The 25,791-nt window shown below is 40.3% G+C and carries 23 protein-coding genes; 6 read left to right on the top strand and 17 right to left on the bottom strand.

What is annotated here, in order from left to right; translation table 11 throughout:
- Nucleotides 1-8 precede the first annotated feature (8 nt).
- The 8 genes from EKN56_RS16965 to EKN56_RS17000 all read right to left on the bottom strand — a co-directional run bounded on the left by EKN56_RS16965 (nucleotide 9) and on the right by EKN56_RS17000 (nucleotide 8,409).
- Entirely contained in the window at nucleotides 9-1,046 is a 1,038-nt protein-coding gene (locus tag EKN56_RS16965) for a glycosyltransferase (RefSeq protein WP_130592890.1), read from the bottom strand.
- Nucleotides 1,047-1,054: 8 nt separating this feature from the next.
- On the bottom strand, nucleotides 1,055-2,080 hold the full coding sequence (locus tag EKN56_RS16970) for an EpsG family protein (RefSeq protein ID WP_322091103.1): 1,026 nt from the start codon (nucleotides 2,078-2,080) through the stop codon (nucleotides 1,055-1,057).
- A 71-nt stretch (nucleotides 2,081-2,151) separates the two neighbouring features.
- Nucleotides 2,152-2,625 carry a WbuC family cupin fold metalloprotein gene (locus EKN56_RS16975; RefSeq protein ID WP_168189678.1) on the bottom strand — a complete coding sequence of 158 codons (474 nt, stop codon included), beginning with the start codon at nucleotides 2,623-2,625 and terminating at the stop codon, nucleotides 2,152-2,154.
- Nucleotides 2,615-3,493 (bottom strand): dTDP-4-dehydrorhamnose reductase family protein, encoded by an 879-nt coding sequence (locus tag EKN56_RS16980; protein ID WP_130592893.1) that lies wholly within the window; start codon nucleotides 3,491-3,493, stop codon nucleotides 2,615-2,617. The genes EKN56_RS16975 and EKN56_RS16980 overlap by 11 nt, the downstream gene beginning before the upstream one ends.
- 13 nt (nucleotides 3,494-3,506) lie before the next feature.
- Nucleotides 3,507-4,541 carry a polysaccharide biosynthesis protein gene (locus EKN56_RS16985; protein ID WP_130592894.1) on the bottom strand — a complete coding sequence of 345 codons (1,035 nt, stop codon included), beginning with the start codon at nucleotides 4,539-4,541 and terminating at the stop codon, nucleotides 3,507-3,509.
- 39 nt (nucleotides 4,542-4,580) lie between these two features.
- Nucleotides 4,581-5,765 (bottom strand): glycosyltransferase family 2 protein, encoded by a 1,185-nt coding sequence (locus tag EKN56_RS16990; protein WP_130592895.1) that lies wholly within the window; start codon nucleotides 5,763-5,765, stop codon nucleotides 4,581-4,583.
- Complete coding sequence (locus EKN56_RS16995; RefSeq protein WP_130592896.1) at nucleotides 5,766-7,250, bottom strand: lipopolysaccharide biosynthesis protein; 1,485 nt, start codon at nucleotides 7,248-7,250, stop codon at nucleotides 5,766-5,768.
- Nucleotides 7,251-7,299: 49 nt separating this feature from the next.
- A complete protein-coding gene (locus EKN56_RS17000) occupies nucleotides 7,300-8,409 on the bottom strand; it encodes an LPS O-antigen chain length determinant protein WzzB (RefSeq protein ID WP_130592897.1) in 1,110 nt (369 codons plus the stop codon).
- 577 nt (nucleotides 8,410-8,986) lie between these two features.
- Between EKN56_RS17000 and cysK the strand changes: the two genes are divergently transcribed.
- The 4 genes from cysK to crr all read left to right on the top strand — a co-directional run bounded on the left by cysK (nucleotide 8,987) and on the right by crr (nucleotide 13,245).
- On the top strand, nucleotides 8,987-9,955 hold the full coding sequence (gene cysK / locus EKN56_RS17005; protein WP_130592898.1) for a cysteine synthase A: 969 nt from the start codon (nucleotides 8,987-8,989) through the stop codon (nucleotides 9,953-9,955).
- A gap of 548 nt (nucleotides 9,956-10,503) precedes the next feature.
- On the top strand, nucleotides 10,504-10,761 hold the full coding sequence (gene ptsH, locus EKN56_RS17010; RefSeq protein ID WP_047781613.1) for a phosphocarrier protein Hpr: 258 nt from the start codon (nucleotides 10,504-10,506) through the stop codon (nucleotides 10,759-10,761).
- Between the two features lie 45 nt (nucleotides 10,762-10,806).
- The gene (gene ptsI / locus EKN56_RS17015) at nucleotides 10,807-12,534 is read left to right on the top strand and encodes a phosphoenolpyruvate-protein phosphotransferase PtsI (RefSeq protein ID WP_130592899.1); all 1,728 of its coding nucleotides are present in this window, start codon (nucleotides 10,807-10,809) and stop codon (nucleotides 12,532-12,534) included.
- 201 nt (nucleotides 12,535-12,735) lie between these two features.
- Nucleotides 12,736-13,245, top strand: coding sequence for a PTS glucose transporter subunit IIA (gene crr, locus EKN56_RS17020; protein WP_108901690.1), 510 nt, complete (start codon nucleotides 12,736-12,738; stop codon nucleotides 13,243-13,245).
- 54 nt (nucleotides 13,246-13,299) lie between these two features.
- Here the strand turns inward: crr and EKN56_RS17025 are convergent, their stop codons facing one another.
- The 3 genes from EKN56_RS17025 to EKN56_RS17035 form a co-directional block, all read right to left on the bottom strand.
- Nucleotides 13,300-13,989 carry a hypothetical protein gene (locus EKN56_RS17025; protein ID WP_130592900.1) on the bottom strand — a complete coding sequence of 230 codons (690 nt, stop codon included), beginning with the start codon at nucleotides 13,987-13,989 and terminating at the stop codon, nucleotides 13,300-13,302.
- A 152-nt stretch (nucleotides 13,990-14,141) separates the two neighbouring features.
- Nucleotides 14,142-15,479 (bottom strand): ATP-binding protein, encoded by a 1,338-nt coding sequence (locus EKN56_RS17030; protein ID WP_130592901.1) that lies wholly within the window; start codon nucleotides 15,477-15,479, stop codon nucleotides 14,142-14,144.
- Nucleotides 15,480-15,485: 6 nt separating this feature from the next.
- Nucleotides 15,486-16,163, bottom strand: a complete 678-nt coding sequence (locus EKN56_RS17035; RefSeq protein ID WP_130592902.1) for a response regulator transcription factor — start codon at nucleotides 16,161-16,163, stop codon at nucleotides 15,486-15,488.
- Between the two features lie 267 nt (nucleotides 16,164-16,430).
- On the opposite strand from EKN56_RS17035, the gene EKN56_RS17040 reads away from it, so the two are divergent.
- Both EKN56_RS17040 and EKN56_RS17045 read left to right on the top strand, forming a co-directional pair.
- Entirely contained in the window at nucleotides 16,431-17,621 is a 1,191-nt protein-coding gene (locus tag EKN56_RS17040) for an efflux RND transporter periplasmic adaptor subunit (protein ID WP_130592903.1), read from the top strand.
- A 4-nt stretch (nucleotides 17,622-17,625) separates the two neighbouring features.
- Nucleotides 17,626-19,587 (top strand): MacB family efflux pump subunit, encoded by a 1,962-nt coding sequence (locus tag EKN56_RS17045; RefSeq protein ID WP_130592904.1) that lies wholly within the window; start codon nucleotides 17,626-17,628, stop codon nucleotides 19,585-19,587.
- Between the two features lie 303 nt (nucleotides 19,588-19,890).
- Here the strand turns inward: EKN56_RS17045 and cysM are convergent, their stop codons facing one another.
- The 6 genes from cysM to EKN56_RS17075 all read right to left on the bottom strand — a co-directional run bounded on the left by cysM (nucleotide 19,891) and on the right by EKN56_RS17075 (nucleotide 25,733).
- Nucleotides 19,891-20,775 (bottom strand): cysteine synthase CysM, encoded by an 885-nt coding sequence (gene cysM, locus EKN56_RS17050; protein ID WP_130592905.1) that lies wholly within the window; start codon nucleotides 20,773-20,775, stop codon nucleotides 19,891-19,893.
- 39 nt (nucleotides 20,776-20,814) lie between these two features.
- Complete coding sequence (gene cysA / locus EKN56_RS17055) at nucleotides 20,815-21,909, bottom strand: sulfate/thiosulfate ABC transporter ATP-binding protein CysA (protein WP_130592906.1); 1,095 nt, start codon at nucleotides 21,907-21,909, stop codon at nucleotides 20,815-20,817.
- The gene (cysW, locus tag EKN56_RS17060) at nucleotides 21,899-22,774 is read right to left on the bottom strand and encodes a sulfate/thiosulfate ABC transporter permease CysW (RefSeq protein WP_130592907.1); all 876 of its coding nucleotides are present in this window, start codon (nucleotides 22,772-22,774) and stop codon (nucleotides 21,899-21,901) included. The genes cysA and cysW overlap by 11 nt, the downstream gene beginning before the upstream one ends.
- Nucleotides 22,774-23,607 (bottom strand): sulfate/thiosulfate ABC transporter permease CysT, encoded by an 834-nt coding sequence (gene cysT / locus EKN56_RS17065; RefSeq protein ID WP_130593757.1) that lies wholly within the window; start codon nucleotides 23,605-23,607, stop codon nucleotides 22,774-22,776. The genes cysW and cysT overlap by 1 nt, the downstream gene beginning before the upstream one ends.
- A 2-nt stretch (nucleotides 23,608-23,609) precedes the next feature.
- On the bottom strand, nucleotides 23,610-24,617 hold the full coding sequence (gene cysP / locus EKN56_RS17070) for a thiosulfate ABC transporter substrate-binding protein CysP (RefSeq protein WP_130592908.1): 1,008 nt from the start codon (nucleotides 24,615-24,617) through the stop codon (nucleotides 23,610-23,612).
- A gap of 219 nt (nucleotides 24,618-24,836) precedes the next feature.
- Nucleotides 24,837-25,733: a Dyp-type peroxidase gene (locus EKN56_RS17075; RefSeq protein ID WP_130592909.1), complete on the bottom strand. Its 897-nt coding sequence runs from the start codon at nucleotides 25,731-25,733 to the stop codon at nucleotides 24,837-24,839.
- Nucleotides 25,734-25,791: the final 58 nt, after the last annotated feature.

Consider the following 25,791-nt stretch of genomic DNA (forward strand, 5'->3'; position numbering starts at 1 on the left):
AATATATGCTATCTACCCAGTTTATATAATCCAATCTTACTTACTATTGTTGCAGCAATACGTAATAGCTTAGGATAATTACATAAAAAAGCAATAACCTGATGTTTTCTGGAAAGAAGTTTTACTACATTTCTATTTCTAACATACTCATTATATTTTGTATTTCTAATCAACTCTTGAGAGTTCATAAATGAAATCTTATCAGGAGCCCTAAAGGAATATAAAATAGTCAAATAGCTTAATTGTTTTACAAAATAAGCTTTATATAACTCACTATAACGCTCATAAGCAGATTTAGACACTAAGAAGTCATATTGATATCTCAATGCTTCTATACTGCCTTGGAAATTATTTATTGACATCGCTCTGGATGTACTATTACTACGAATAAGCGCATGATAATAAACATTATCTAAAAACAAAGTTTTAGATGAATGATAAGCAACTATTCGTGAATATAATAAATCTTCATTAATTTTTATATGAGGAAAGTAAATTTCATTCTCTAACAAAAAACATTTTTTATATATCTTATTACATGGAGATGAAAGAACTTCTCTATCTAGCATAGCATTAGTAAAAATATCATCACCCTCAAGATATTTTTGGCTCCAATCATTTAATTTATATAGAGACTTTCCTTCGCTAGAAACAAAATCCAGACCAAAATTTATAAAATCAACATCTGGATTATCAATCAAAGTAGTGTATATATCATTAAATAAATTTTCATCTACCCAATCATCACTATCAACATAAGAAATATAATTACCTAAGGCTTTACTCAAACCGAAATTTCTGGCAATTCCTTGCCCCTCATTATTCTTATGAAAAACATGGAAAAAATCATATTTCTCGGCAAATAAATTGCATATAGATAATGAATTGTCCGTAGAACCATCATCAACAATGATGACTTCAATTCTTTTAAATGTTTGCTTAGCTAAACTTTCTAAACAAACAGAGACATACTCTTCTACATTATATACTGGAACAATAACGCTAAATAAAGGTGTATGCTCTAAGTTATTATTAATCATTTTCATATTAATTGTTATATATCCCAATAAAAATGATATGGTACAAACGGAGATAAGCCAATTCCTTCCCCATCATAAAAATTTTTCATTTTGAATGCAAAACTGATCAGACCAATAAAAAACAGAAGGAAAATAATTTTATAATCAGTATGACTGAGCTGCTTAAAATTAACCATTATCATCAAAAATAATGTATACGCAACAATATTCTGAACTCTAAGTCCTGCATAGGTATACTGCGCTAAAACATACGATAACAATGTCAATGAAAAAATAGTAAGTAAAACAAACAAATTTCCATACCGCATATCCTTGTTAGTACACCAGGTAAACAAAACTAATAACGTTATGAGTAAAGTAGATACTCCAGATAAACCAGAAGAAACATAAGCTCCCTGATATGCTTCAACTTTATTAATCAAATATCCAGAAAAAACGAATAACAAAGGAATTAAAAGTAAAAGACTATATATAAAAACCCTAATTCTTTTTGTATACAAAAAATATACAAGCAATCCCAATAAAGCACCAGAAAATTGAATAAGACTAGAAAGTAAAATGCACATCCAAAAGAGAGCACTTCTATTTCTTATTAAAAAACTTAACCCTAATAATATGATTGAGAATGATAAGCCATATCTAATACCGTTCATTGTCATATCAAAGAAAAACATTGGGACAATGCAACTTGAAAAAATAACAAGTCGCTTCTCTATTTTATATGAAGAATATAATAATATTATTATTGTTATAACTGATAATAATGAAACTATCTCTCTGGCATTAAGCCCCATAATAGAAAAAACATATATCAATAACTCAAAGAATGGTTCAAATATATTTGTATATCCTGGAGTATCTTGAATATATTGAATTAATTGAATATATGTAGCAGTGTCAACACCAACATCCCCTCGAAAAACAACAATAAAAGCCATAGGAAACATGGCAAAAAATAATAAAATATTGGCACTTTTATTTTTTAATACAAGACTAATAAAAAATAGAAAATAGAAAATAAAAATGTTGAAAAATAATATATCATATTAATTAGCTTATTATTATTACTTCATATAAAAGTATGTTACCTAATGTGTAGACTAACAAAAAGTTATATGCACCAGACATCCCCTACCTGAGCTTGTTTTAACCACTCAAAACCATCATTAGCTCTATCATCATTCTCTAGTACAGACCATAGGGGAAATGCTTTTGATGTTTCAGCAAAAAAAGGTCCCTGCTTAATTTCCAATAATATGGAATCTACTGAATTAGCTACTACAGTATGTATAGTATGTGTATTTACTTCATAAATCGGGTTTTTATTATTTAAAACAGTGCGAGATGTAATGATACCTGTATCATCAAATGTATATAAAACAAACTCTCCATTCAGTACTACAAATGTTTCAAGCTGATAGTCTAAATAATGATAATGAGGTGGTATATAGGAATCGGTACAAACATAACTAATTACTTTCTGAATAATCGAATCATAGGAGTTATGTATATTTAGATGAGCACGACGTCTGGGTGACAGAATGGCCCTATCACGTAAATCATCCAAGATATTATTATTTAACATGCCTATACTCATTCAAGTTAATATAATCTTCATGCATAATAGATATTAAATCAGGCCATTCATCTGGGTAAAAATTAACAGCTGCTCTTAATTTTTCAGAGTTAAGACTTCGATCTATTACAAAGGATACATCATTATTTATGGATTTATTACTCTGATAACAAGAATTAATTAAAATCAATAGGTCATATTTAGATATTGGTGATGCAGATAAATTATACAATCCGGAAATAGATTTTTCAGTGAGTATAATCTTTTCTAAAATAAATCTGGCTATTTCTCTGGTAGGTAATCCTGAAAAAATTGCCTTGCTATAACCATTAATTGGCGATTTGGCATTTAAAAACCAATCCACTAAACTTAAATGACTATTAATTTCATGCCCAATAATAGATGTTCGTAATGTTAAATGATTCCCGTAACTAACCTCGCCTAACGATTTCGAACGACCATATAAGTCTTTAGCGTCAGGTAAGTCATCATCTAAATAGTTTCCTTTGGTACCATCAAAAATACAATCTGTAGAAAAGTGAATTAATCGACTCCCCGTATCACTGCATATCGAAGCCAGATAATGAGGCAAGTATGTATTAACTTTTATACAATTGAGATAATCTACAGAATCTTTTTGCTTAATAATACCAATACAATTTATAACATAATCTACTTTTTTAATTAAATCTGTCAGAGTATCTTTATCAAAAACATCATTTAATTCAATTATATTCCTTACATTATTCATCTGTGAAGAATAAGACTTCAAATCTCTAACCGTTCCTATAACATTACAATGAACATTTGAACTCAAAAATCTAAATATAGAGTTACCAAGCATGCCATTAGCACCCAGAATTAAAATAGTCTTCATATCGTTAACCTAATTAATCTGTAAAGTTTACTGAGCCTGTTTTTATTGCACGACCAATAACATCTAACTTTAATAATAATTTTTCCATTCCTGCAACATCAAGTCTAGTCGTATTATGAGAATTATAATCCTCAAATGACTCTATTTTTATAGAACCTTCTGATAAGAATTTTTCATAATTCATATCACGATTATCAGGAGATACTCTAAAGTAGTCACCTAAATCTTGTGACTTTGCCATTTCTTCACGACTTAGCAAAGTTTCATAAATTTTCTCACCATGTCTGGAACCAATAACTTTAATAGGATGATTTGGTACTCCAAGCAAATTACAAAGTGCTTTTGCTAAAACATCAATCGTCGCTGCAGGAGCTTTCTGTACAAAAATATCACCATTATTTGCATTTTTGTAAGCAAAAAGAACTAAATCAACAGCATCATCTAATGTCATCATAAAACGAGTCATTTCTGGATTAGTAATCGTAATTGGTTTATTAGCCAATATTTGTTCCAAAAATAGGGGGATTACAGAACCCCGAGAAGACATTACATTCCCATAACGAGTACCACATGCAACGGAAATAGCATCATCATATGTTCTTGCTTTAGCAACCATGACTTTTTCCATCATAGCCTTGGATATTCCCATAGCATTTATAGGATAAACAGCTTTATCAGTGCTTAAACAAATAACTTTTTTTACTTTATTTTTTTTAGCCGCTACTAAAACATTTTCAGTTCCTAACACATTTGTTCTAACAGCTTCCCATGGATAAAATTCACATGACGGAACTTGCTTTAATGCTGCAGCGTGAAATATAAAATCAACATCTGATGTTGCTTCCATAACAGCTCTTTCATCTCTAACATCACCGATAATAAATTTCAATTTATCATTGTGATATACCTTTCTCATATCATCTTGTTTTTTTTCATCACGACTAAACACTAAAACTTCTTTAACGTCTGTATCAAGAAAACGTTTTAAAACTGCATTTCCAAAGGAGCCGGTTCCACCCGTGATAAGGATTTTTTTATTTGTAAACATACAACTTAGTCTCTTAAATTTTAATAATTAATACATTAACTACTTTTTAAATAAACATTTATTAAGTTTACATAAATAGTCATCAGCAATTTTCTTGGCATCGAATACATTTAACGCAGTAAATTCAACCATCTGATTTGATTTAACTTTATTACCTACAAACCTACTATAGACTTTATACGTTAATGAATGTATTTTTTTATAGCCTAAATACATTATATATTTAAAAACAGGAAAGAGAATAGCCATAGAACTTAGTCCTGACTCATTCTTATAACACTTCAATGCTGAAAAAACCTCTCTATAATAAGAAGGATGATTAACTAAACACAAAGAATAAAATTTTAAATAATTAAATTTATTATTACTATTTGGAATTTTATTTATAGTTTCAATTCCAGCTTGAGCCCAGACAGTTTCAACACTAAAAAATCTAGGTAGCGTATTATTCCATATATATGATTTAAAACGTTTCATATGCGGATCGTCTTCAAGGCGTCCCACATGTGTTCTCATAGCACTTCTACCCGAGTTACTATTGCCAGAAGAACCAGGCAGGGTTAATGGATACTCTACTACTAGATAATTATCAGAATAATAAGCTAATGAGATAGCAATAGAAATATCTGGGCTAACACCATGAAAATAATCACCAGTATTAGATTTTATAATATCTAATAATTCTTTTTTCGCTACACCATGATAAAGTTTTGGCAAATCATATGTTCCTTGAAAGCAAGCATCAAATGCTTGCGTTAAGGCCTTATCAGACATAACAATTTTTTTATTATTAGCAAACGGTGTTATTCGTAATTTTCCAGCATGATAATTTCCCGACAACTTTGTATTATAATCAGGCCAATAATACTCCGCAAAAACCTTCGGTGTAATAACACTTATATCATTAGCATTTGCATACTCAACAGCATCAATTAATTCATTTAATATTGTATCATCATCACCAATTAAGGTGATATATTTTCCATCTGCTAAAGCAACAGCTCGATTATAATTTTCAGTCATTGACAATACTTCTGTACAATGATGATATTTGAACCGAATATCAACTATATTTGAAACCAAATCTTTTAATAAAAAAGAGTCACTAGTATCATGTACAACCAATTGTATTTTATTATTATTAATATCTAATATGCTTCGAATAGCTTCAATTGCATAGTTTTGTCTATTGTGTGTAGCAATTACAATTGATAAAAGAACCATTTATTTACTCATCTTATTTATACATAAAAAGGATAATGATGACATACTCATACAAATCATTATTGCCGGAACAAACATAACAAGTAACATTAATCTAGATAATTCAACAAAATAACCCTTAAAAACAAATCCGATAATTGCTGTCATTACAATAGATAATGATACTTTTAAATAAACCTTTAAAAGATCTTTTATAGATAATGCTCTTATATATATATATGATGTCATTATTAAAAAACTTAATATATTATATAACATCCAAGATAAACTTATCCCGTAAAAATAATTATTTACTGACATAATATAGTATGAAGTTAATAGAATAGGCAATAATATGATATTCATAATAACTGTTAACTTTGTCCACTCCCTGGCAATTTGTAATGAATAAGGTATTACTTGCAGCCCAAGAAATAATGTGGCTATGATAAGATATTTTAAAGTTTTTGACACATCATTCTGTACCTCACCCATCCAAATATATATTATGGCACCTGAGTTTATTGAACTAAATATACATATCGGCACAATAATTAAGATGATAATATCAAAAGTTTTTTTAAAAAAAACTATACTATCAAATAGTGATTCTCTTCCTAATTTAATTAATCTAGGATAAACAACATTATATAGAGATGATGTAAATAGGGTTGGCGCTGATGCTAATGCATAAGCAATATTATATATACCTAAATAATATAAACTAATATTTTTTGAAATAAAAAGGCGATCACTTTGAAACGCAATAGCAGAAAGTATTGATATATAAAACATATCTCGCCCAAAACTTCTTTCATACTTAATAACAGATAGTTTTTTTAGATCAAACTCACGTAATGCATTAATAAAAGATTTTCTTATGAGTAGTAACCACGAATAACTATGCAATAGTAAAATGTAAATAATATTAATTATAAGCTGTAGATAAAAATATATTATCAAATCAGACTGTATATAAAGTAAAACAAAAACAGCACCTAATGTTCTGGAGAAAGAATAAAACACATTTAAAAAATTTAGTGGGATTTGTTTTTCATTTGCAATAAAGATTGCTTCATAAAATAAAATAATAAATTGGCAGCTGATAACCCATCCCATAACTCTCACAACAGAAAACAACTCATCTGCAGTATATAACTGACTATTTGAAAATAAGGAGACAATAATATTGTTACACAAAGTCATCCCTAAACCAACCACTAGTGAGATACAAATAAACACTATCCCATAAGATAATATATATTGCTCCGCCTTATACCCCTGGCTTCGATAATGTTTATTGACAAGACCACGAATAAAAGCAGATGTCATACCACCTTCAAGTAATAAAATAATTACTTGCAATGATACAAATAAACCTATTACACCAACACCATCAACTCCTAACAAATCTTTTAAATAGGGTATTGATAGTAAATAAAAAATAGAATAGGACGATTTTCCAAATAAATTTGCTGCAACTCGCAATTGTACTTTTTTCGACATTACATATAGTCCATATAATTACGAATTCTAATGATTGCCCACTCTATAGCTAGTTACTATTTTCTTTTGAAAAATTAACGTATCTTTTAGAATAAACTTGGATAGTGACTGATATTAATACATAACCAGCCCCAATAAAACCGCCCAAAATACACCCTGCAATTATAATAAAGATTCTTTTGGGTTTATCTCTACTGATTGGCTCACTAGGATTCTTTAAATAGTTGAAAGCCTGAGCACCAGAGCCATCAACTTTAAATTTATCTAAATTAATATATTGTCGCTGTAAGTTATAATAAGAACCATCTAAAGCTAAAGGTTTATTTTTAATACTTCCAAACATTGCACTTAATGCATCGCTACCTAACAGAAACAAGTTGTTATTATCTAATCTAGCCATGCCGTTTAACTCAGGTTTTTTGATATTAGATTTTTCTGCAATAGCTAGTGACATTTTTATATTATCAATTTCTTCAACTCTTTGTTCTTCTGCAATTTTTTTCAATGCATCCATCTGATTTTTTATGTTGTTCTTTTTATTACTAATAAGAGTCTTTAATTGAGAATATTGAATTTGACTTACATTACTGGCCATAGTCTCCATGTAACCAGCCAATAAATTTTTTGCCTGATTAGCAGAATCGGCAGAAAAACTAATATAATAAATGAGATCATCTTTATCTTTTACTATTTTTATATTGTCAATGATTTCGTTTAATAAGATAGTCTTATTTTGCTCACTTTTTTCACTGGAAATCTCCTGAAAATAAGTACTTTTCCTGATATAGTTACTCAACTCGTTATACGAACCAGCCTGACTAATAAATTGTTTAAAAAGTCGCTCACCTATCGTATCTAAGGTTGTTCCCCTATCTACACCATCCTCAATAAGCTGATACGCCTGATAATAATTCTCAATTGAATTGAAACTTGGAGCATCAATTGTTGCTGTAGCTGTCCATTGTTCTTTCGCCGTAAAAGCATATATAGCCGATAATAAAGTAACTATAATTGCACATCCAACAATCCAACTTTTTTTCTTCCATGACTGGATTGCTAAATCAAATAAATCAATATCATAGGGGTTGTTATACTGTTGTTGCACAGAGTAATAATCGATGTTCATCGGTTGTGGTTGATATTGTTTTTTCTCTGTCATTACCAATTCCAATTCATTGAGGTTTTAATTTTTTGTATTTCTTAAGTTTGACGCACGCTACCGCCTTTGGATTACTAGCCCAAAAACACAACGTTGTAGCATTGCACATATCCACAGACAGGTAATAAGATTTATAATCCACTCTAATGAATGACTTAAATCAAAAAATAGATAACTAACTTGCTAATCAGCATATTTTGTTTACTTTTTGTAAATGGCAGACCTTATCTGTTGTGGGCGATTATACTCACTTGCACCTCAATCGCAAGCAAAGCTAAACATAATCAGCGTAAAATAGACTCACTTAACGTATTGATTTAATATAGAAACAAGCTTAAATTAGTTTAAATGTCAATATATTGAACTAATGAATCTTTTATAACTTTCCCTAATTTTTTGTCCTATAAATAGATAGAAACGTTGAACAACCATTGATAGCATTTGAGAATAATTAACTGAATATAAAAACTTATTCCCTAATCACATATAGATATATCAAATCCTTCCTTCACTCTTCAGAATTTGGCGCTATGCTGTATTAGTTCTCCAGAAAATTCATAATATTAAAGGATAAACCATGACTAAGATTTATGAAGACAACTCACAAACCATCGGACATACCCCGCTGGTACGCCTGAATCGCATTGGGAATGGAAAAATCCTGGCAAAAATCGAATCCCGCAATCCCAGCTTTAGCGTGAAGTGCCGTATCGGTGCCAACATGATTTGGGATGCAGAAAAGAGTGGAACATTAAAGAAAGGTGTTGAGTTAGTTGAACCAACCAGTGGTAATACCGGTATTGCTTTAGCATTCGTTGCAGCTGCTCGTGGATATAAGTTAACGCTTACTATGCCAGAGTCGATGAGTCTTGAGCGTCGCAAATTGTTAAAAGCGTTGGGCGCAAATCTGGTGCTGACCGAAGCCGCTAAAGGTATGAAAGGTGCAATTGCTAAGGCAGAAGAGATTGTTGCCTCCGACCCTGCACATTATTTAATGTTGCAGCAGTTTAACAACCCTGCTAACCCTGCCATTCATGAGAAGACGACCGGCCCTGAAATCTGGGAAGATACGGATGGTAATGTAGATGTATTCATCGCTGGCGTTGGTACCGGCGGTACCTTGACGGGTGTAAGCCGTTACATCAAAAATACCAAAGGTAAGAAAATTATTTCAGTCGCCGTAGAGCCAACCGACTCCCCGGTTATTAGCCAGGCATTAGCCGGTGAAGAATTGAAGCCAGGGCCGCATAAGATTCAGGGTATTGGTGCCGGATTTATTCCAGGTAACCTTGATCTGAGTTTGATTGACCGGGTTGAGAAAATCAGTAATGAAGAGGCTATTTCTACCGCGCGTCGTTTAATGGACGAAGAAGGTATTCTTGCTGGTATTTCATCAGGCGTAGCGGTAGCTGCTGCTTTACGCTTAATTGAACAGCCTGAGTTTGCCGACAAAAATATCGTGGTGATTCTGCCTTCATCCGGAGAGCGTTATTTAAGCACCCCGCTTTTTGCTGATTTGTTTACCGAAAAAGAGTTGCAGCAGTAAAATAGTACATACTCACTTACCAATATTGCTAAAAAACCACTGTAAACGTTTTGCGGTGGTTTTTTCGTTAAATAAACAACCTGCTTTTTCTGACTGCCAGATCGCCATTTTTCTATTAAAAATTCGGTCGTTACAAAACATTCATTCTGTTTAAATTCACGTTTCAATCAAATAACATTTTCGTAACCAATGTCATTTTCCCGACCATTTTCTGTGCACCACATCTCGCTTTTAAATAAAAAAATTTGATTTTTTTCGTCTCAACGCGTATCAAGCTAAATACTTTTTTCGATGCGCGAATTAAATCACTTCTTAATCGTTTAGCTCCTTGCTAAAAGGAGCCATATATAATAGCGTAAGTGATATATCGTAGTTCGGGACAACCAGAGAACAGCTGCTGAAGCCCCTCACGTAGTTCCATCTATCCCGCGCATTCCAGCATTAATATGGCAATGTTGCTGTTACGCTAACGCCGTATTAGTAAAAATAATAGGCTAAACTTAAGTGTTAACGCCAAAAGCTTTAATCCAACTAAGTTGAGGATCACTATGTTCCAGCAAGATGTTACAGTAACCGCGCCAAACGGCCTGCATACCCGCCCAGCTGCACAGTTCGTAAAAGAAGCGAAAGCTTTTACTTCTGATATCACTGTTACTTCAAATGGCAAGAGCTCCAGCGCTAAAAGCCTGTTTAAATTACAAACTCTTGGTCTGACTCAGGGTACTGTGGTAACGATTTCAGCTGAAGGCGAAGATGAGCAACAAGCTGTTGAGCATCTTGTAAAATTAATGGCAGAACTTGAATAAGCCCTGTATTACATTTTAACACCCGTTTTAGATTAAGGTAGGCTTATGATTTCAGGCATCCTAGTATCTCCAGGCATTGCATTTGGTAAGGCTCTTATATTAAAAGACGATCCGATCGTCATTAATAACAAGAAGATTTCCAGCGATAACATCGAGCAAGAAATAGCCCGTTTTAAAGCTGGTCGCGATAAAGCCAGCACCCAGCTTAATGCCATCATGGAAAAAGCGAGCGAAACGTTCGGTGAAGAAAAAGCGGCCATCTTTGAAGGTCATATCATGCTGTTGGAGGACGAAGACCTCGAGCAGGAAGTCGAAAGCCGAATCAAAACGAAATTAGAAACTGCTGATGCCGCCGCTCATGGTGTGTTTGAAGCTCAGGCGATCGAACTTGAAAGTCTGGAAGATGAGTACTTAAAAGAGCGCGCTGCTGATATTCGTGATATCGGCAAGCGCCTATTACAAAATATTCTGGGTATGACCATTGTCGACCTGGGTGCAATTCAGGATGAAGCCATTCTGGTTGCTACCGATCTGACTCCATCAGAAACCGCTCAGTTAAATCTGGATAAAGTCCTTGGCTTTATCACCGATTTGGGTGGTCGTACTTCCCACACCTCCATCATGGCCCGCTCGCTGGAAATTCCTGCGATTGTCGGTACCAATGATGTTACCAAGCAGGTGAAAAATGGCGATTATCTGATTCTGGATTGCGTAAACAATAAAGTTTACGTTAACCCACCGGCAGAAACTATCGACCAGTTAAAAGCCGCTCAGGCTCAGTATCTGAGTGACAAAAATGAGTTAGCCAAACTGAAAGACCTGCCTGCAGTCACGCTGGACGGTCATCAGGTTGAAGTCGCGGCTAACATCGGTACCGTACGTGACGTGCCAGGCGCTGAGCGCAATGGCGCTGAAGGTGTTGGACTTTACCGTACTGAATTCCTGTTTATGGATCGCGATGCTTTTCCAACGGAAGAAGAGCAATTTCAGGCCTATAAAGCCGTGGTTGAAGCCATGGGTGATTTACCTGTTATCCTGCGTACTATGGACATCGGCGGTGATAAAGACCTGCCGTACATGAACTTGCCTAAAGAGGAAAACCCATTCCTTGGCTGGCGCGCTATTCGTATCTGCTTAGACCGTAAAGAGATCCTCCATGCACAGTTACGTGCGACTTTGCGTGCATCTGCTTTCGGCAAGCTGCGGATTATGTTCCCAATGATCATTTCAGTAGAAGAAGTACGTTTACTGAAAGCTGAGTTGGAAATGCTAAAAGATCAGCTCAGAAAAGAGAATGTTGCCTTTGATGAGACAATTGAAGTGGGTGTAATGGTAGAAACACCTGCTGCAGCCACTATTGCGCATCATTTAGCAAAAGAAGTTGATTTCTTTAGTATTGGGACAAATGACTTAACCCAGTATACTCTGGCAGTAGATCGTGGCAACGAGCTGATTTCTCATCTCTATAACCCACTCTCTCCATCTGTGTTAACCTTAATCAAACAGGTTATCGATGCTTCTCACAAAGAAGGCAAATGGACTGGGATGTGTGGTGAGTTAGCGGGTGATGAACGTGCAACTCTGTTGCTGCTCGGCATGGGCCTGGATGAGTTTAGTATGAGTGCTATTTCTATACCTCGCATCAAGAAAATTATTCGTAACGCGAACTATTCTGATGTAAAAACGCTGGCGGAAAATGCATTAGCACAACCAACGGCTGAGCAGGTATTAGCGATTGTAAATAAATTCATTGAAGAAAAAACGCTCTGCTAAGTTAGCTTTATAATAAAAGCCGATCCCTGTAGCAGCTATTGTTACAGCCACTTTGGGCCGAGTTAGTGAACAAATACCTTAAGCGACAAACGTATAATTAAGGTATTAGCCACTACTCAGGCCCAAAATAACATGTAAAATAGTCTAATGGGTAAGCATTAAGGCAACGCCGATTAAAATATTTTTGCTGAGGAGAAAATCATGGGTCTGTTCGACAAGTTGAAACAACTCGTTTCTGATGATAAAAAAGACGCAGGCAGCATTGAAATTGTTGCTCCGCTGTCCGGTGAAATTGTCAACATTGAAGATGTACCTGATGTTGTATTTGCTGAAAAAATCGTTGGTGATGGTATTGCCATTAAACCAACCGGCAACAAAATGGTTGCTCCTGTTGATGGCACCATTGGTAAAATCTTCGAAACTAACCATGCGTTCTCTATCGAATCTGATAGTGGTATCGAACTGTTTGTTCACTTCGGTATTGATACCGTTGAACTGAAAGGTGAAGGCTTCAAGCGTATCGCTGAAGAAGGCCAGCACGTCAAGAAAGGCGATTTAGTGATCGAATTTGATCTGGCCTTACTTGAAGAGAAAGCTAAGTCTACTCTGACACCGGTTGTAATCTCTAATATGGATGAAATCAAAGAGCTGACTAAACTCAGCGGCAGCGTTGTCGTGGGAGAAACGCCGGTCATTCGTATCAAGAAGTAGTTTTACATATAATTTATCCCCCGATTGCTTAAAGCTATCGGGGGATTTTAATCTTTAGCAATCATTACCTTTCCAGGACCACAACTGGATAATACCTTCCCGAACTTCCAGCGTTTTTTCACACGAATAAGTTGCAGATGAAACACTCCAGTCAGGATTGCTATAAACACTCGTTGACTGCGAACTCCAGGAAATAAAACGAGAACCATTAGACTCATAAGCCTTATTTGGTGGTCCCCAGGCACGAATAACCTCATCTTCTTGAGAGTCCAACCACGTATTCATTACCCCATTGACTCGGGCTTCATAATTCCAACGCTGATCGACAGGATCTTTCTCTATATCTGTCTGAGGTTCAGTTTGTACTGCTTTACAATCGGCAGTTGCCAATCCTAGCCGTGGATAAGTCGGATTACTATTGTATCGCCAGCGAGTCACACATTGGCCTACAGTAAACTCTGCTTTTGACGGTATTCCTTCCATGAAAATTTCAAATGAACGACCTTTATAGTCCTTGACCGTATACTGCGTATCTTCAGAGACAAATACCGCATTCACCGCGGCATCCAGCAGACTTCCTTTATCAGATTTCCGGTATTTGTAACCTTTTATAGCTGTTACTTGTACTACATCAGCTACAGCCCCGCTCTCATAGCGCGAAGGCTCATTCTTGCCAGCACATCCAGATAATACTAATATTCCACCAACAGCACCCGCACACATTAATAGTTTTGAGTAAGACATGGGTCCTCCATTTAAAGCCTGCTCATCCTATGTATTCATAACAATGTGTGCTTAAATTACACTCCGCCTATTTGATATAATTTGATTTGAAACAAAATAATTTTAATTGAAACTATTTTATTTTTAACATAGTGTTAATTAATATGCTGGTTTCAATGCCCAGTCCACAGCGGTAGATGAATATCAATAACTAACCCGGCATCTGTGCCATTTTTTGCCTCAATGGTACCACCATGTGCATTAACAACCTTCCGGGCTATGGCTAATCCGAGGCCATAACCTTTACCTGAAGCGGCTGATTTTACCCGAACAAACGGGTCAAAAATGCTCGAAAGCTTATCTTCATCTACGCCTGGTCCCTGATCGCTGACCTTAATCACAAACTCACTTTCAACTTTGCTCAATACAACACGAATTTGCTGCCCGCCTTTGGAAAAACGTAACCCATTGCGCACAATATTTTCTACAGCACGTCTCATCAGTTCAGAGTTGCCTTTTATTGTCGCATCCTCTTTAACGGCATCGTCAGCTTCAAGAATAATATCGACGCCTGGCACCTGAGCTTCATAACGAACATCGCTGACTACTGCTTCCAGTAAGCCATACAGGTCAAAATACTCTTCATCAGAGATGCCGGCAGCATCAGTACGGGACAGCGTAAGTAACTCACCTATCATCTTATCCAGACGCACTGACTCATGTTCAATACGCTGTAGAGAGTTTTCGACATTCTGAGGATTCTGTCGCGCTAATCCTATTGCTAACTGCAAACGCGCCAGCGGAGTACGCAATTCGTGGGAAACATCATGCAATAAAGCCTCTCTTGCCCCTACCAACAACTTTAAGCGCTCCACCATGGAGTCAAAATCACGCGCCATATCGCTAAGCTCATCCCGACGTTTATTCATCACGGGATAAAGGCGTACATCCAGATCGCCCTGAGCAACCCGATCAAAACCGGATCTTAATAAGCGCATCGGTCTGGTTAAATGCCATGCCAGTGTAAAACTAAACAGAAAACCGCCTATTCCACCTAATATCAATAGCGGATTAGGAATATTGAAAAACAGCACCCTGCCCGAACGATTTGGACGATATTCTTTCCTGAGTGCTTCCACATCGTATTTCAACAGATAATATTTACCATCTCCGCCTTTAACATGTTCAACCCGCACGTCATCTGTTAAAGGAATCAATGAGGTTCGTTGAGGATTCTGAGTTAATGGGATTTTCAACGGAATAACCGCAATATGTCGTTGATCGATAGTCGGCCATCCATCAGTCATCCGGTTAAGACCATCAATACCCTCGGCCTCCAGCACGGTTACCGCGGAGGTAAACTGAAGCGAAACAATACGATTAGCGATGCGATTTTCAAACGGCTCTTTCTGACTGGCATAATAATAAAACACCAGCCAGACCGCCTGAGTAATCACAATGAAGGTTACCCAGAAACCGATTAATATTTTCCAGAACAGACTTCGGCGCATAATTTATTACCTGATACGGTAGCCAATGCTACGTACTGTTTCAATCGATAATGTTTCGCCAGCAATCTGACTCAGTTTTTGTCGAATATTACTGATATGAACATCTACGCTACGATCGTAAGCTTCCCGTGGACGCCCCAACCCTTGCTCAGACAGTTCATCTTTGGAAACTACCCGATCTTTTTCTTTCATTAACAGCATCAGTAAATTAAATTCTGACGCGGTTAATTCAAAAGCTTCGCCTTTCCATTCGCTGGTGCGTTGAGATGCATCCAGACATAAATCTCCCAGACAAATAATCGCATCATCCTGAGGCTCAATATGCTCCTCAAAACGGCGTAACACGGCACGTAAACGAGCGACCAATTCCCGCGGATAACAGGGTTTGGGTACATAATCATCGGCACCCATCTCTAATCCAATGACCCGATCGATATTGTCACCTTTTGCCGTCAGCATAATGATGGGTAAACGGCTTTTCTTACGTACTTTATTCAGAACATCGATACCGCTCATGTCCGGCAGCATAATATCCAGAATCATGGCGGCATAATCGCCTGACATGGCACCATCAATTCCCGCTTGTCCGGTCAAGGCAACCGTAGCCGAAAAGCCTTCAGCCTGAAGGTATTCCCGTAACATACTGCCAAGTTCTACATCGTCATCGACCAAAAGAATTTTCATGCCCTTCTCCTGATTATTATGTTTATATCCATCAGGTTCCGCACTGTTGAAAGACCACATATGCTGAGAATGGTGGATATATTTTTTATCATTCTTACGTCTTCAGTTGTAATATGCAGCTACTTTTACTTAAACCTTACACTTTCCTTATGATGAGCTTACCCCTGGCACCATTAACTCGTTGTACATTAGTGCATAATCTATAGCGGACAGTGACGTCCTCAGGTTTTTATTCAATATTTAGTACTTTTAAGGCAACTGAAACTTATGCAATTACCTACATCCAAACTACGATATGTGCTGATTATTGCAGCCATTTTGATCGCCGGTTGGTTGATAAAACTATTCTTTTTTCCTGAAGTGGTAAAACCTAACTATATTACTACGCCAGCAACGAAGACCAGTATAGAGCAAACCGTTCTGGCAGATGGCTCCATTAAAGCCTTAAAACAGGTTAACGTAGGTGCTCAGGTTTCAGGTCAGATTAAAGCACTACATGTGGAACTTGGTGACAAGGTTACTAAAGGACAGGCGCTGGCAGAAATCGATGACCTGCCGCAAAACAATGATTTGCACAATGCTGAAGCGGGCTTAAAAAGCGTACAGGCCCAACGTCAGGCTAAATTAGCCACACTGAAAAACAATCAATTAGCCTTCAATCGCCAAAGCCAGATTCTGGCAAAAGGTGTTGGCGCTCAGGCAGATTACGACGCGGCCAAAGCCCAGTTAGATGCGACTAAAGCAGAAATCGAATCTCTGGATGCGCAAATTATTCAGGCGCAAATCGCCATGGATACCGCCAAATTGAATCTTGGCTATACCAAAATTAGCTCACCTATTGATGGTGTCGTAGTAGCCATTCCGGTTGAAGAAGGACAAACGGTTAACGCCGTACAAAGCGCCCCAACCATCCTGAAAGTTGCTCAACTGGATACCATGACCATTGAAGCTCAAATTTCCGAAGCCGATGTGCCTAAGGTTAAAACCGGTATGCCGGTTTACTTCACCATTCTGGGAGAGCCAGGCAAACATTATAGCGCTAAGTTACGAGCCATAGAGCCAGCGCCCGACTCTATCAATAGCAGTGATACCACCACCAGCACCTCATCCAGTTCGACCACTACGGCTATTTACTACAATGGTCTGTTCGATGTGGAAAACCCGGATGGCAAACTGCGTATCTCTATGACGGCTCAGGTCTACATTGTTTTGGATCAGGCTAAAGACACCATTGTTATCCCTACCACGGCGCTTAACGATACTGATAATCAGGGCAATGCCAGCGTTCAGGTTGTTGACGCATCAGGAAAAGTCATCCAGAAGAAAGTCAAAACCGGTATTAATAACAACGTTGATGTGCAAATTATCTCCGGTCTGGAAGAAGGTGAAAATGTGATCGTCAGTGAAGCGGGTGCTGCAGGATCAACTCAACCGGCACGCATGCGGATGAGGATGTAGTCTGATGAGTCAACCGTTACTACAACTGGATAACATTTCCCGCCAGTTTCCTGCCGGAGAACAAACCGTTACCGTTCTGAAAGGAATCAATCTGACGATTCATTCTGGTGAAATGGTCGCGATTGTCGGTGCCTCCGGTTCAGGTAAGTCAACGCTGATGAATATCCTTGGCTGTCTGGATAAGCCCAGTGGCGGAACCTACCGCATTGCCGGACGCGCAACCAATGAACTGGCCCCCGATGATTTGGCAGAACTGCGCCGTGAACACTTTGGCTTTATATTTCAGCGTTATCATCTGTTGGGAGACCTGACCGCTGCGGGTAACGTTGAAGTGCCTGCTATCTATGCCGGAACCGAGCGTCAAAAACGCAAGGAGCGGGCCGTAGCGCTGTTAACGCGTCTGGGTTTGGATGAACGTACCAGCTACCGCCCAAGTCAGCTCTCCGGCGGCCAGCAGCAGCGTGTGAGTATTGCTCGCGCGCTAATGAATGGTGGTCAGATAATTTTAGCGGATGAACCAACCGGTGCGTTAGATAAGCATAGCGGACAGGAAGTACTGAAGATCCTTAAGGACTTACACAGTCAGGGCCATACCGTGGTGATTGTTACCCACGATATGCAAATTGCTGAACACGCAGAACGTATTATCGAAATCAGCGATGGTCATATCATTGCCGATAGAAAAGTGTACAAAGAACCAGAAGAGATCATTCAAAAGTCCTCTTCATCATCCCATGCAACCAAAACCAATAACGGGTGGTTTGCACTACGGGATCGGTTTGTTGATGCCTTTAAAATGGCGCTACTGGCTATGTTTTCCCAGCGCTTGCGAACCTTCCTGACCATGTTAGGAATTATTATTGGTATCGCTTCAGTCGTTTCCGTTGTGGCATTGGGCGAAGGTTCTCGTCAAAAAATTCTGGCTGATATCAGTTCGATGGGTACCAGTACGCTGGAAGTCTTTCCCGGTAAAGACTTCGGTGACCGTAAAGCCTCTACCATACATACGTTACGCGGAACTGATGCAGATGCCCTGAGCCAGCAAAGTTACGTCCATAGCGTAACCCCCAGCGTCACCACTTCCACCACGTTTCGTGTCAATAATCAGTCAGTGACCGGAACCGTCAATGGTGTCGGTCAACAATTCTTTGATGTACGCGGCTACAAAATGGAACTGGGTATGGCCTTTAGCCAAAGCAGCGTAGATTCTCTGGCTCAGGATGTGGTCATTGACTCTAACACCAAAGAAAAGCTGTTTGGTAAAAACAGTAATCCGGTTGGACAGGTGATCTTACTGGGTAGTCTGCCAGCCAGAATCATTGGCGTCGCGGAAGAACAGCAAAGTGGCTTTGGCAGCAGTGAAAGCCTTAACGTCTGGCTACCTTATACTACGGTAATGAAGCGTATGCTGGGCCAGTCATATCTGAGAAGTATCACCGTGCGTATCAAAGACAATATTGATATGGATGTCGCTGAGCAAGGCGTTACCAAGTTATTGACTCAGCGCCACGGCACACAAGATTTCTTTATTCTGAACACTGATAGCATTCGACAAACCATTGAAAATACTACCGCCACCATGACGCTGTTGGTCTCTATGATAGCCGTTATCTCTTTGGTGGTTGGCGGTATTGGCGTAATGAATATTATGCTGGTTTCGGTAACCGAACGAACCCGAGAGATTGGAGTACGCATGGCCGTTGGCGCTCGCTCCAGTGATATCATGCAACAGTTCCTGATTGAAGCGATTCTGGTCTGCCTGTTAGGTGGAGCATTGGGCGTAGGATTAGCACTGGGCATTGGCGTCATCTTCGACCAGTTGGTTAGCAGCTTCTCCATGGTCTACTCCATAACCTCTATCGTTGCTGCATTTGTCTGCTCAACCATGATTGGTATGGTATTTGGCTTCTTCCCGGCCCGCCGGGCGGCAAGAATGGACCCTATCAACGCCCTGGAACGAGAGTAATATTTCCTGTAAAAGCAAAATGTCCACAACACTGTGGGCATCAGATTAATAATAAAATCTAATCGTTCAATTTTTGTACCTGACATAACCAATTGTCGGGAGGGACGGGTGTTGGGGTCGACTTGGCGTAAGCCAACGAAGCGCCCCTAACCCGGCCAGGCCCGACACACTCCGTAGCTAAGTACAGACGGTTTACCGACCGCTCACACTGTAAATATAAGCACATTATCTTTACGGTCGGAATATCCGCAGGTGCTGATTTATTAGATTCCTAGCAGCCTGAGCCCCATCCAGCACCCAACACTAATCATCAAATACCCCAGTCGATAAATAACGATCCCCACGATCGCAAATAACCGTCACAATCACTGCATCTTTATGCTGAGCGGCGATACGTAATGCCCCGGCAACAGCACCGCCGGAACTTACCCCACAAAAAATACCCTCACGGGTAGCCAGTTGTTTCATCGTTAATTCCGCCTCAATCTGGCTGATATCCATAATGGTATCCACCAGTTCAGGACGAAAAATTCCCGGTAGATACCCGGGAGACCAACGGCGAATCCCCGGAATGCTGCTGCCCTCGGCAGGCTGTAAACCAATTGTTTGGACTGCGGGATTTTGCGATTTCAGATAGCGGCTAACACCGGTAATGGTTCCGGTGGTTCCCATACTGGAGACAAAATGGCTAACCTGACCAGAAGTTTGCTGCCAGATTTCCGGGCCGGTAGTGGTGAAGTGTGCATAAGGATTATCATCATTATTAAACTGATCGAGGATCTTCCCCTGCCCGTCAGCGGCCATCTGCTGCGCCAGATCTCTGGCACCTTCCATACCCTGTTCACGGCTGACCAGAATTAACTCCGCGCCATAGGCACGCATAGAAGCCTGACGCTCACGGCTCATATTATCCGGCATAATCAAACGCAGAGAATATCCTTTTAGCGTGGCAATCATTGCCAGAGCAATACCGGTATTACCACTGGTCGCTTCAATCAACCGATCGCCAGGGTGAATTTCCCCCCGTTGTTCAGCGCGTTGAATCATTGATAACGCTGCACGATCTTTTACCGATCCTGCCGGGTTATTGCCTTCCAACTTAACCCAAACTTCGCTTTCCAGCCCTTCCGTCAGCCGCTGTAATCTTACCAACGGCGTATTTCCAATATAGTCTTCTAAAGTTGACACGTGCTTTTCCGGATGCAAATAGGTATTCACATAGAGGCCTCAGGCGCTTTTTGCGTAGGGATAACTTTGCAATAGCAATTCATCTCCTGCGTACAGACGCGCCCGTTCTCCACCAATATAGTAGCGCTCACCTTTTTGTGGTGGCACGCCATGCTCATGACTAAAGGTAACGCTAAGTGGCGTTTGTTGCCAGCCTGATGGTTGTAATGTGAGCTGCCAGTAATGACCTTTTGGTATGCTGTCCGTCACCTGCACCGGTAATACACAACGAGAGGTGGGCTGAGCACTGAGTTCGACTTCCCACGGACGCAAATAGAGCTCCACCGCCCCCTGATGTATTGGTGATACTTCCAGCGGCCAGTGATGCTGACCCACCAGCAAGCGATTACCTTTAATTTCCGCCTTAATCTGGTTAACTTCACCAAGAAACTCCAGCACAAAACGACTTTCCGGTTCGCGCATCACCTCTTCCGGTGTACCAACCTGTTCAACATGCCCCTGACTCATCACGACTACGCGATCGGCAATTTCCATCGCTTCTTCCTGATCGTGAGTCACAAAGACACTGGTAAATTTTAACTCTTCATGCAATTGGCGCAGCCAGGTACGCAGTTCTTTACGCACCTGAGCATCCAGAGCACCGAAGGGTTCATCCAGCAACAGAATTTGTGGGTCGACAGCCAACGCACGCGCTAATGCTACCCGTTGGCGCTGACCACCCGATAACTGAGAAGGAAAACGATTTGCCAGATGGCTCAGTTGTACCATTTCTAACAGGCCATCGACTTTTTGCTTAATTGCCGCTGCGGTTGGACGCTCACGACGAGGCAGTACCGTCAGGCCAAAAGCAACATTATCAAACACAGTCATATGGCGGAATAACGCATAGTGCTGGAAGACAAAACCAACCTGACGATCCCGGGCATGAAGGCGACTGACATCTTTGCCGTTAAAACTCAACAGACCTGAGTTTTGATACTCCAGCCCGGCAATAATTCTCAACAGTGTAGTTTTACCCGAGCCGGATGGCCCCAGTAGCGCCAACATTTCACCGGAATGGATATCCAGAGAGATGTCCTGCAAGACTCTGGTTTGATCAAAGTATTTATTAATACCTTTAATCTCAATGCTCATGATTTATCTCCTGAGTATCTTGCTTTTTCTGACGGGCAATACGCCATTGCAGAGTACTTTTTAAGAACAAGGTCACTATCGCCATCAGGGTTAACAGACCTGCGGCAGTAAACGCTGCAGCGGTGTTGTAGTCCTGATGAAGTAGCTCAACCTGTAACGGTAAGGTATAGGTTTCACCGCGAATAGAGCCGGACACCACCGAAACGGCACCAAATTCACCAATCGCCCGGGCATTGGTCAGGACTACGCCATACAGCAGCGCCCAGCGAATATTCGGTAACGTAACCCGACGGAACATTTGCCAGCCGGAAGCACCCAGCAGCACTGCCGCCTCATCTTCCTGACTGCCCTGACTCATCATCACAGGGACCAGTTCACGCACCACAAATGGACAGGTAACGAAAATGGTGACCAGCACCATGCCCTGCCATGAAAACATCAGTTGAATATTGTGTGATTCCAGCCAGCCACCAACCACACCGTTTGAGCCGTAAAACAGTAAATACAGCAGCCCGGCCACCACCGGCGATACGGCGAAAGGAATATCAATCAACGTCAACAACAGCTGACGGCCACGAAACTCAAAACGCGTAACCAGCCACGCCAACAACGTGCCAAAAACCAGATTCACCGGTACGGTAATCAACGCAATAAGTACCGTTAGCCAAACGGCGTGCAGCATGTCCGGATCGCTCAGGTTGTTCCACAGCGCGTCGATTCCGGCAGAAAATGCAGTAACAAAAATGGCCACCATCGGTATCACCAGCAGCAGCACTGAAATCACCACCCCAGCGATAATAAGTGCCCACTTACCCCAGTTGATATCACGAGAGCTGAATGTCTGCTGGAACGTAAAATCTGTCATTAGTGACCTCCAACTCGTTTGCCATAGCGGCTCTGCAAAACGTTAGCAATAAATAGCAATACCAGTGAGGCAGCCAGAATCACTGAGGCAATCGCGCTGGCTGCCGCATAGTTAAACTCTTGCAGACGAATAAAGATCATCAACGAGGTTACTTCCGTCTTCCAGGCGATATTTCCGGCAATAAAAATTACTGCGCCAAACTCCCCCAAACTGCGGGTAAACGACAGTACCGTGCCGGTCATTAGCGCCGGAGCAACTTCCGGTAACACAACCCGACGAAAACTTTGCCAACGGCTGGCACCCAGAGTTTCGGCGGCTTCTTCATACTCAGGCCCCAGCTCTTCTAATACGGGCTGAACGGTTCTCACCACAAAAGGAATGCTGGTAAATGCCATGGCAACAGCGATGCCTAACCAGGTAAATGAAACTTTAATTCCCAGCTCCGCCAGCCAGGTACCGTACCAGCCTGTGGTTGAAAACAGGCTGGCCAGTGTTAAACCCGCAACCGCCGTTGGCAGTGCAAAGGGTAAATCCATCAGGCCATCCAGCAGGGTACGGCCAGGAAAACGGTAGCGGGTTAAAATCCATGCCATCAACATACCGAAGGCTGCATTAAAGATGCTGGCTACAGCTGCTGCCGCCAGCGTCACTTTATAAGCCGCTACCACTTGAGGATGGGTAACTACCTGCCAGTATTCATGCCAGCTCATATTGGCGAGCTGCATGACTAATGCGCTCATGGGCAACAGCAGAATTAAGCAGGTAAATAGCAGACTGCTCCCTAAACTCAGAGAGAAGCCCGGTAATACACGCTTGGCAGATATAGATAACAACATTAGCTTTTATGCCCCGCAGCCAGCAGTTGATCCAGAACGCCATCGGTATTGAAATGTACTTTCATTACCTGCTCCCAGTTACCAAACTGATCTTCCACTTTAAACAGTTTTACCTGTGGGAATTGATCCTTCACTGCGTCCATCGCGGCTTTGTCATACACGCGGTAGTTATAGCGAGTGAAGATTTGTTGAGCTTCCGGGGTATACAGGAAATCCAGATAGGCTTTAGCCTGTTTCTCTGTGCCATTACGTTCAACGTTACGATCGACCCATGCCACCGGGAACTCCGCCAGAATATCAACCTCAGGAACCACAACATCGTAGTTATCGGCACCATACTGCTTTTGAATATTCTTCACTTCAGATTCAAAACTGATCAGCACATCACCCAGCCCACGCTCAACAAATGAGGTCGTCGCGCCACGTCCACCCACGTCAAATACCGCTACGTTTTTCAGAAAGCGGGTCATCCATTCGCGAGTTTTTTGTTCATTGCCGCCATCGGCCAGGTTAGTGGCTCCCCAGGCTGCCAGATAGGTATAACGACCGTTACCGGAAGTTTTAGGGTTAGGGAAAACCAGCTTCACGTCATCACGAACCAGATCGTTCCAGTTGTGAATCTTTTTCGGGTTTCCTTTACGTACCAAAAACGCCATGGTGGAGTAATAAGGAGAGCTGTTATTCGCCAGGCGGCTTTGCCAGTTAGCGGGAATCAGGTTGCCTTTATCATGCAGAATCTGCACATCCGTCACCTGATTGTAAGTAACCACATCCGCTTTCAAACCCTGTAGGATTGCCAACGCTTGCTTTGATGAACCAGCATGAGACTGTTTGATCGTTAAGTCTTCACCCGTTTTTTGCTTCCAGGCTTTTTCAAATGCCGGATTAATTTCAGCAAACAGCTCACGAGAAATATCATATGAGCTATTCAGTAACTCAGCCGCAGAGACAGAAGACGTCGCAATCATCGTTGCGATAATCCAGCTTTTTAGCCCTAACTTTTTCATTTTACACTCTCACTTATCGCCAAAAATGATGCTTTGATAAGTCATAGTGTATGGGCTGAATTCACTTTTTTATAACAATTTCATATACCGTTTCGCACTGATTAAGAGCAAAAAAGAATATGCAATATGGACGCCGATATGGGGGAAACAACAGAAGGGAAATTATCAGAAAAAACAATCGGGATAACGCAGATGACTTCCGCATTATCCCGATTCAAATTATAAAGAGAGTAACTTGTCTAACGATGGGGCAAAGAAATAGCTCCCGGTTACCGGTTTGCTGAATCTTAGCAATTGATCGGTTTTACCATCGCGCTCGCCAAACATACTCAGCAGTTGCTGTTCAATATTGTGCAGATGGGCGCAATAAGCGATAAAGAACAGACCATGTTCACCGCTGGCAGTACCATACGGCAGGCTTTGACGAATAATTTTCAGACCTTTGCCATCTTCTTTCAGGTCAACTCGGCCCAGATGAGAGGTTGGCTGACGCTTGTCCGATGGTAACTCTTCGTTATCTACTTTTGTCCGACCCATGGCGTTCTCTTGAGCTTTCACCGGCATATTGTTCCAGACATCAAGATTATGTACATAACGCTGTACCAACACATAACTACCGCCAGCATCTTCCCCTTCAGGAATGATACCAACGCCAGGACGCGCATCCCCTACCGGGTTTTCTGTGCCGTCAACAAAACCACTTAAATCACGTTCTTCTGTCCAACGAAAACCATGAGTTTCTTCTTCCACAGTAATAGCTGAGCCAAAGGCTTTTAATGCGGCCTGAGCCAGAGTGAAGTTAACATCATGACGTTGAGACAGGATATGAACTAACATATCGCGTTGAGTGGCTGGAGCTAATCCATTACCCAACGGAGTAAATGGCTTAAGTTCACTGGCACCCTGGCCATTGGATAGCGTCTTCCACAAATCTGAACCGAAAGAGATCACTGCACCTAATGCAGCTTCAGGAAATTTTTGTTGTAGTTCGGTCAACGTCTTCACAAACGTTTTGCAGCCGCTACGGATCTGATCTAAATCCTCGCCAACCTTTGCTTCAATAAAAATACCAAAACGACAGTGTTCCGGCAAAATACCGCTCTGAACCTGAGCCATGACTCAATCCTCATATCAATGAAAAGCGGTGCTGTTTGCCGGCACCGCTTTAACTAAA

It is taken from the genome of Limnobaculum zhutongyuii (assembly GCF_004295645.1).
Taxonomy (GTDB): Bacteria; Pseudomonadota; Gammaproteobacteria; order Enterobacterales; family Enterobacteriaceae; genus Limnobaculum; species Limnobaculum zhutongyuii.

Coding starts and splice junctions, on each gene's coding strand:
- EKN56_RS16980 (WP_130592893.1), bottom strand. CDS start 3,493: ATGAAGACTATTTTAATTCTGGGTGCTAATGGCATGCTTGGTAACTCT.
- EKN56_RS16995 (WP_130592896.1), bottom strand. CDS start 7,250: ATGTCGAAAAAAGTACAATTGCGAGTTGCAGCAAATTTATTTGGAAAA.
- ptsH (WP_047781613.1), top strand. CDS start 10,504: ATGTTCCAGCAAGATGTTACAGTAACCGCGCCAAACGGCCTGCATACC.
- EKN56_RS17040 (WP_130592903.1), top strand. CDS start 16,431: ATGCAATTACCTACATCCAAACTACGATATGTGCTGATTATTGCAGCC.
- cysK (WP_130592898.1), top strand. CDS start 8,987: ATGACTAAGATTTATGAAGACAACTCACAAACCATCGGACATACCCCG.
- cysA (WP_130592906.1), bottom strand. CDS start 21,909: ATGAGCATTGAGATTAAAGGTATTAATAAATACTTTGATCAAACCAGA.
- EKN56_RS16990 (WP_130592895.1), bottom strand. CDS start 5,765: ATGGTTCTTTTATCAATTGTAATTGCTACACACAATAGACAAAACTAT.
- EKN56_RS16975 (WP_168189678.1), bottom strand. CDS start 2,625: ATGTTAAATAATAATATCTTGGATGATTTACGTGATAGGGCCATTCTG.
- EKN56_RS16985 (WP_130592894.1), bottom strand. CDS start 4,541: ATGTTTACAAATAAAAAAATCCTTATCACGGGTGGAACCGGCTCCTTT.
- cysP (WP_130592908.1), bottom strand. CDS start 24,617: ATGAAAAAGTTAGGGCTAAAAAGCTGGATTATCGCAACGATGATTGCG.
- crr (WP_108901690.1), top strand. CDS start 12,736: ATGGGTCTGTTCGACAAGTTGAAACAACTCGTTTCTGATGATAAAAAA.
- EKN56_RS17000 (WP_130592897.1), bottom strand. CDS start 8,409: ATGACAGAGAAAAAACAATATCAACCACAACCGATGAACATCGATTAT.
- EKN56_RS17045 (WP_130592904.1), top strand. CDS start 17,626: ATGAGTCAACCGTTACTACAACTGGATAACATTTCCCGCCAGTTTCCT.
- EKN56_RS17030 (WP_130592901.1), bottom strand. CDS start 15,479: ATGCGCCGAAGTCTGTTCTGGAAAATATTAATCGGTTTCTGGGTAACC.
- EKN56_RS17075 (WP_130592909.1), bottom strand. CDS start 25,733: ATGGCTCAGGTTCAGAGCGGTATTTTGCCGGAACACTGTCGTTTTGGT.
- cysW (WP_130592907.1), bottom strand. CDS start 22,774: ATGACAGATTTTACGTTCCAGCAGACATTCAGCTCTCGTGATATCAAC.
- EKN56_RS16965 (WP_130592890.1), bottom strand. CDS start 1,046: ATGAAAATGATTAATAATAACTTAGAGCATACACCTTTATTTAGCGTT.
- EKN56_RS17035 (WP_130592902.1), bottom strand. CDS start 16,163: ATGAAAATTCTTTTGGTCGATGACGATGTAGAACTTGGCAGTATGTTA.
- EKN56_RS17025 (WP_130592900.1), bottom strand. CDS start 13,989: ATGTCTTACTCAAAACTATTAATGTGTGCGGGTGCTGTTGGTGGAATA.
- ptsI (WP_130592899.1), top strand. CDS start 10,807: ATGATTTCAGGCATCCTAGTATCTCCAGGCATTGCATTTGGTAAGGCT.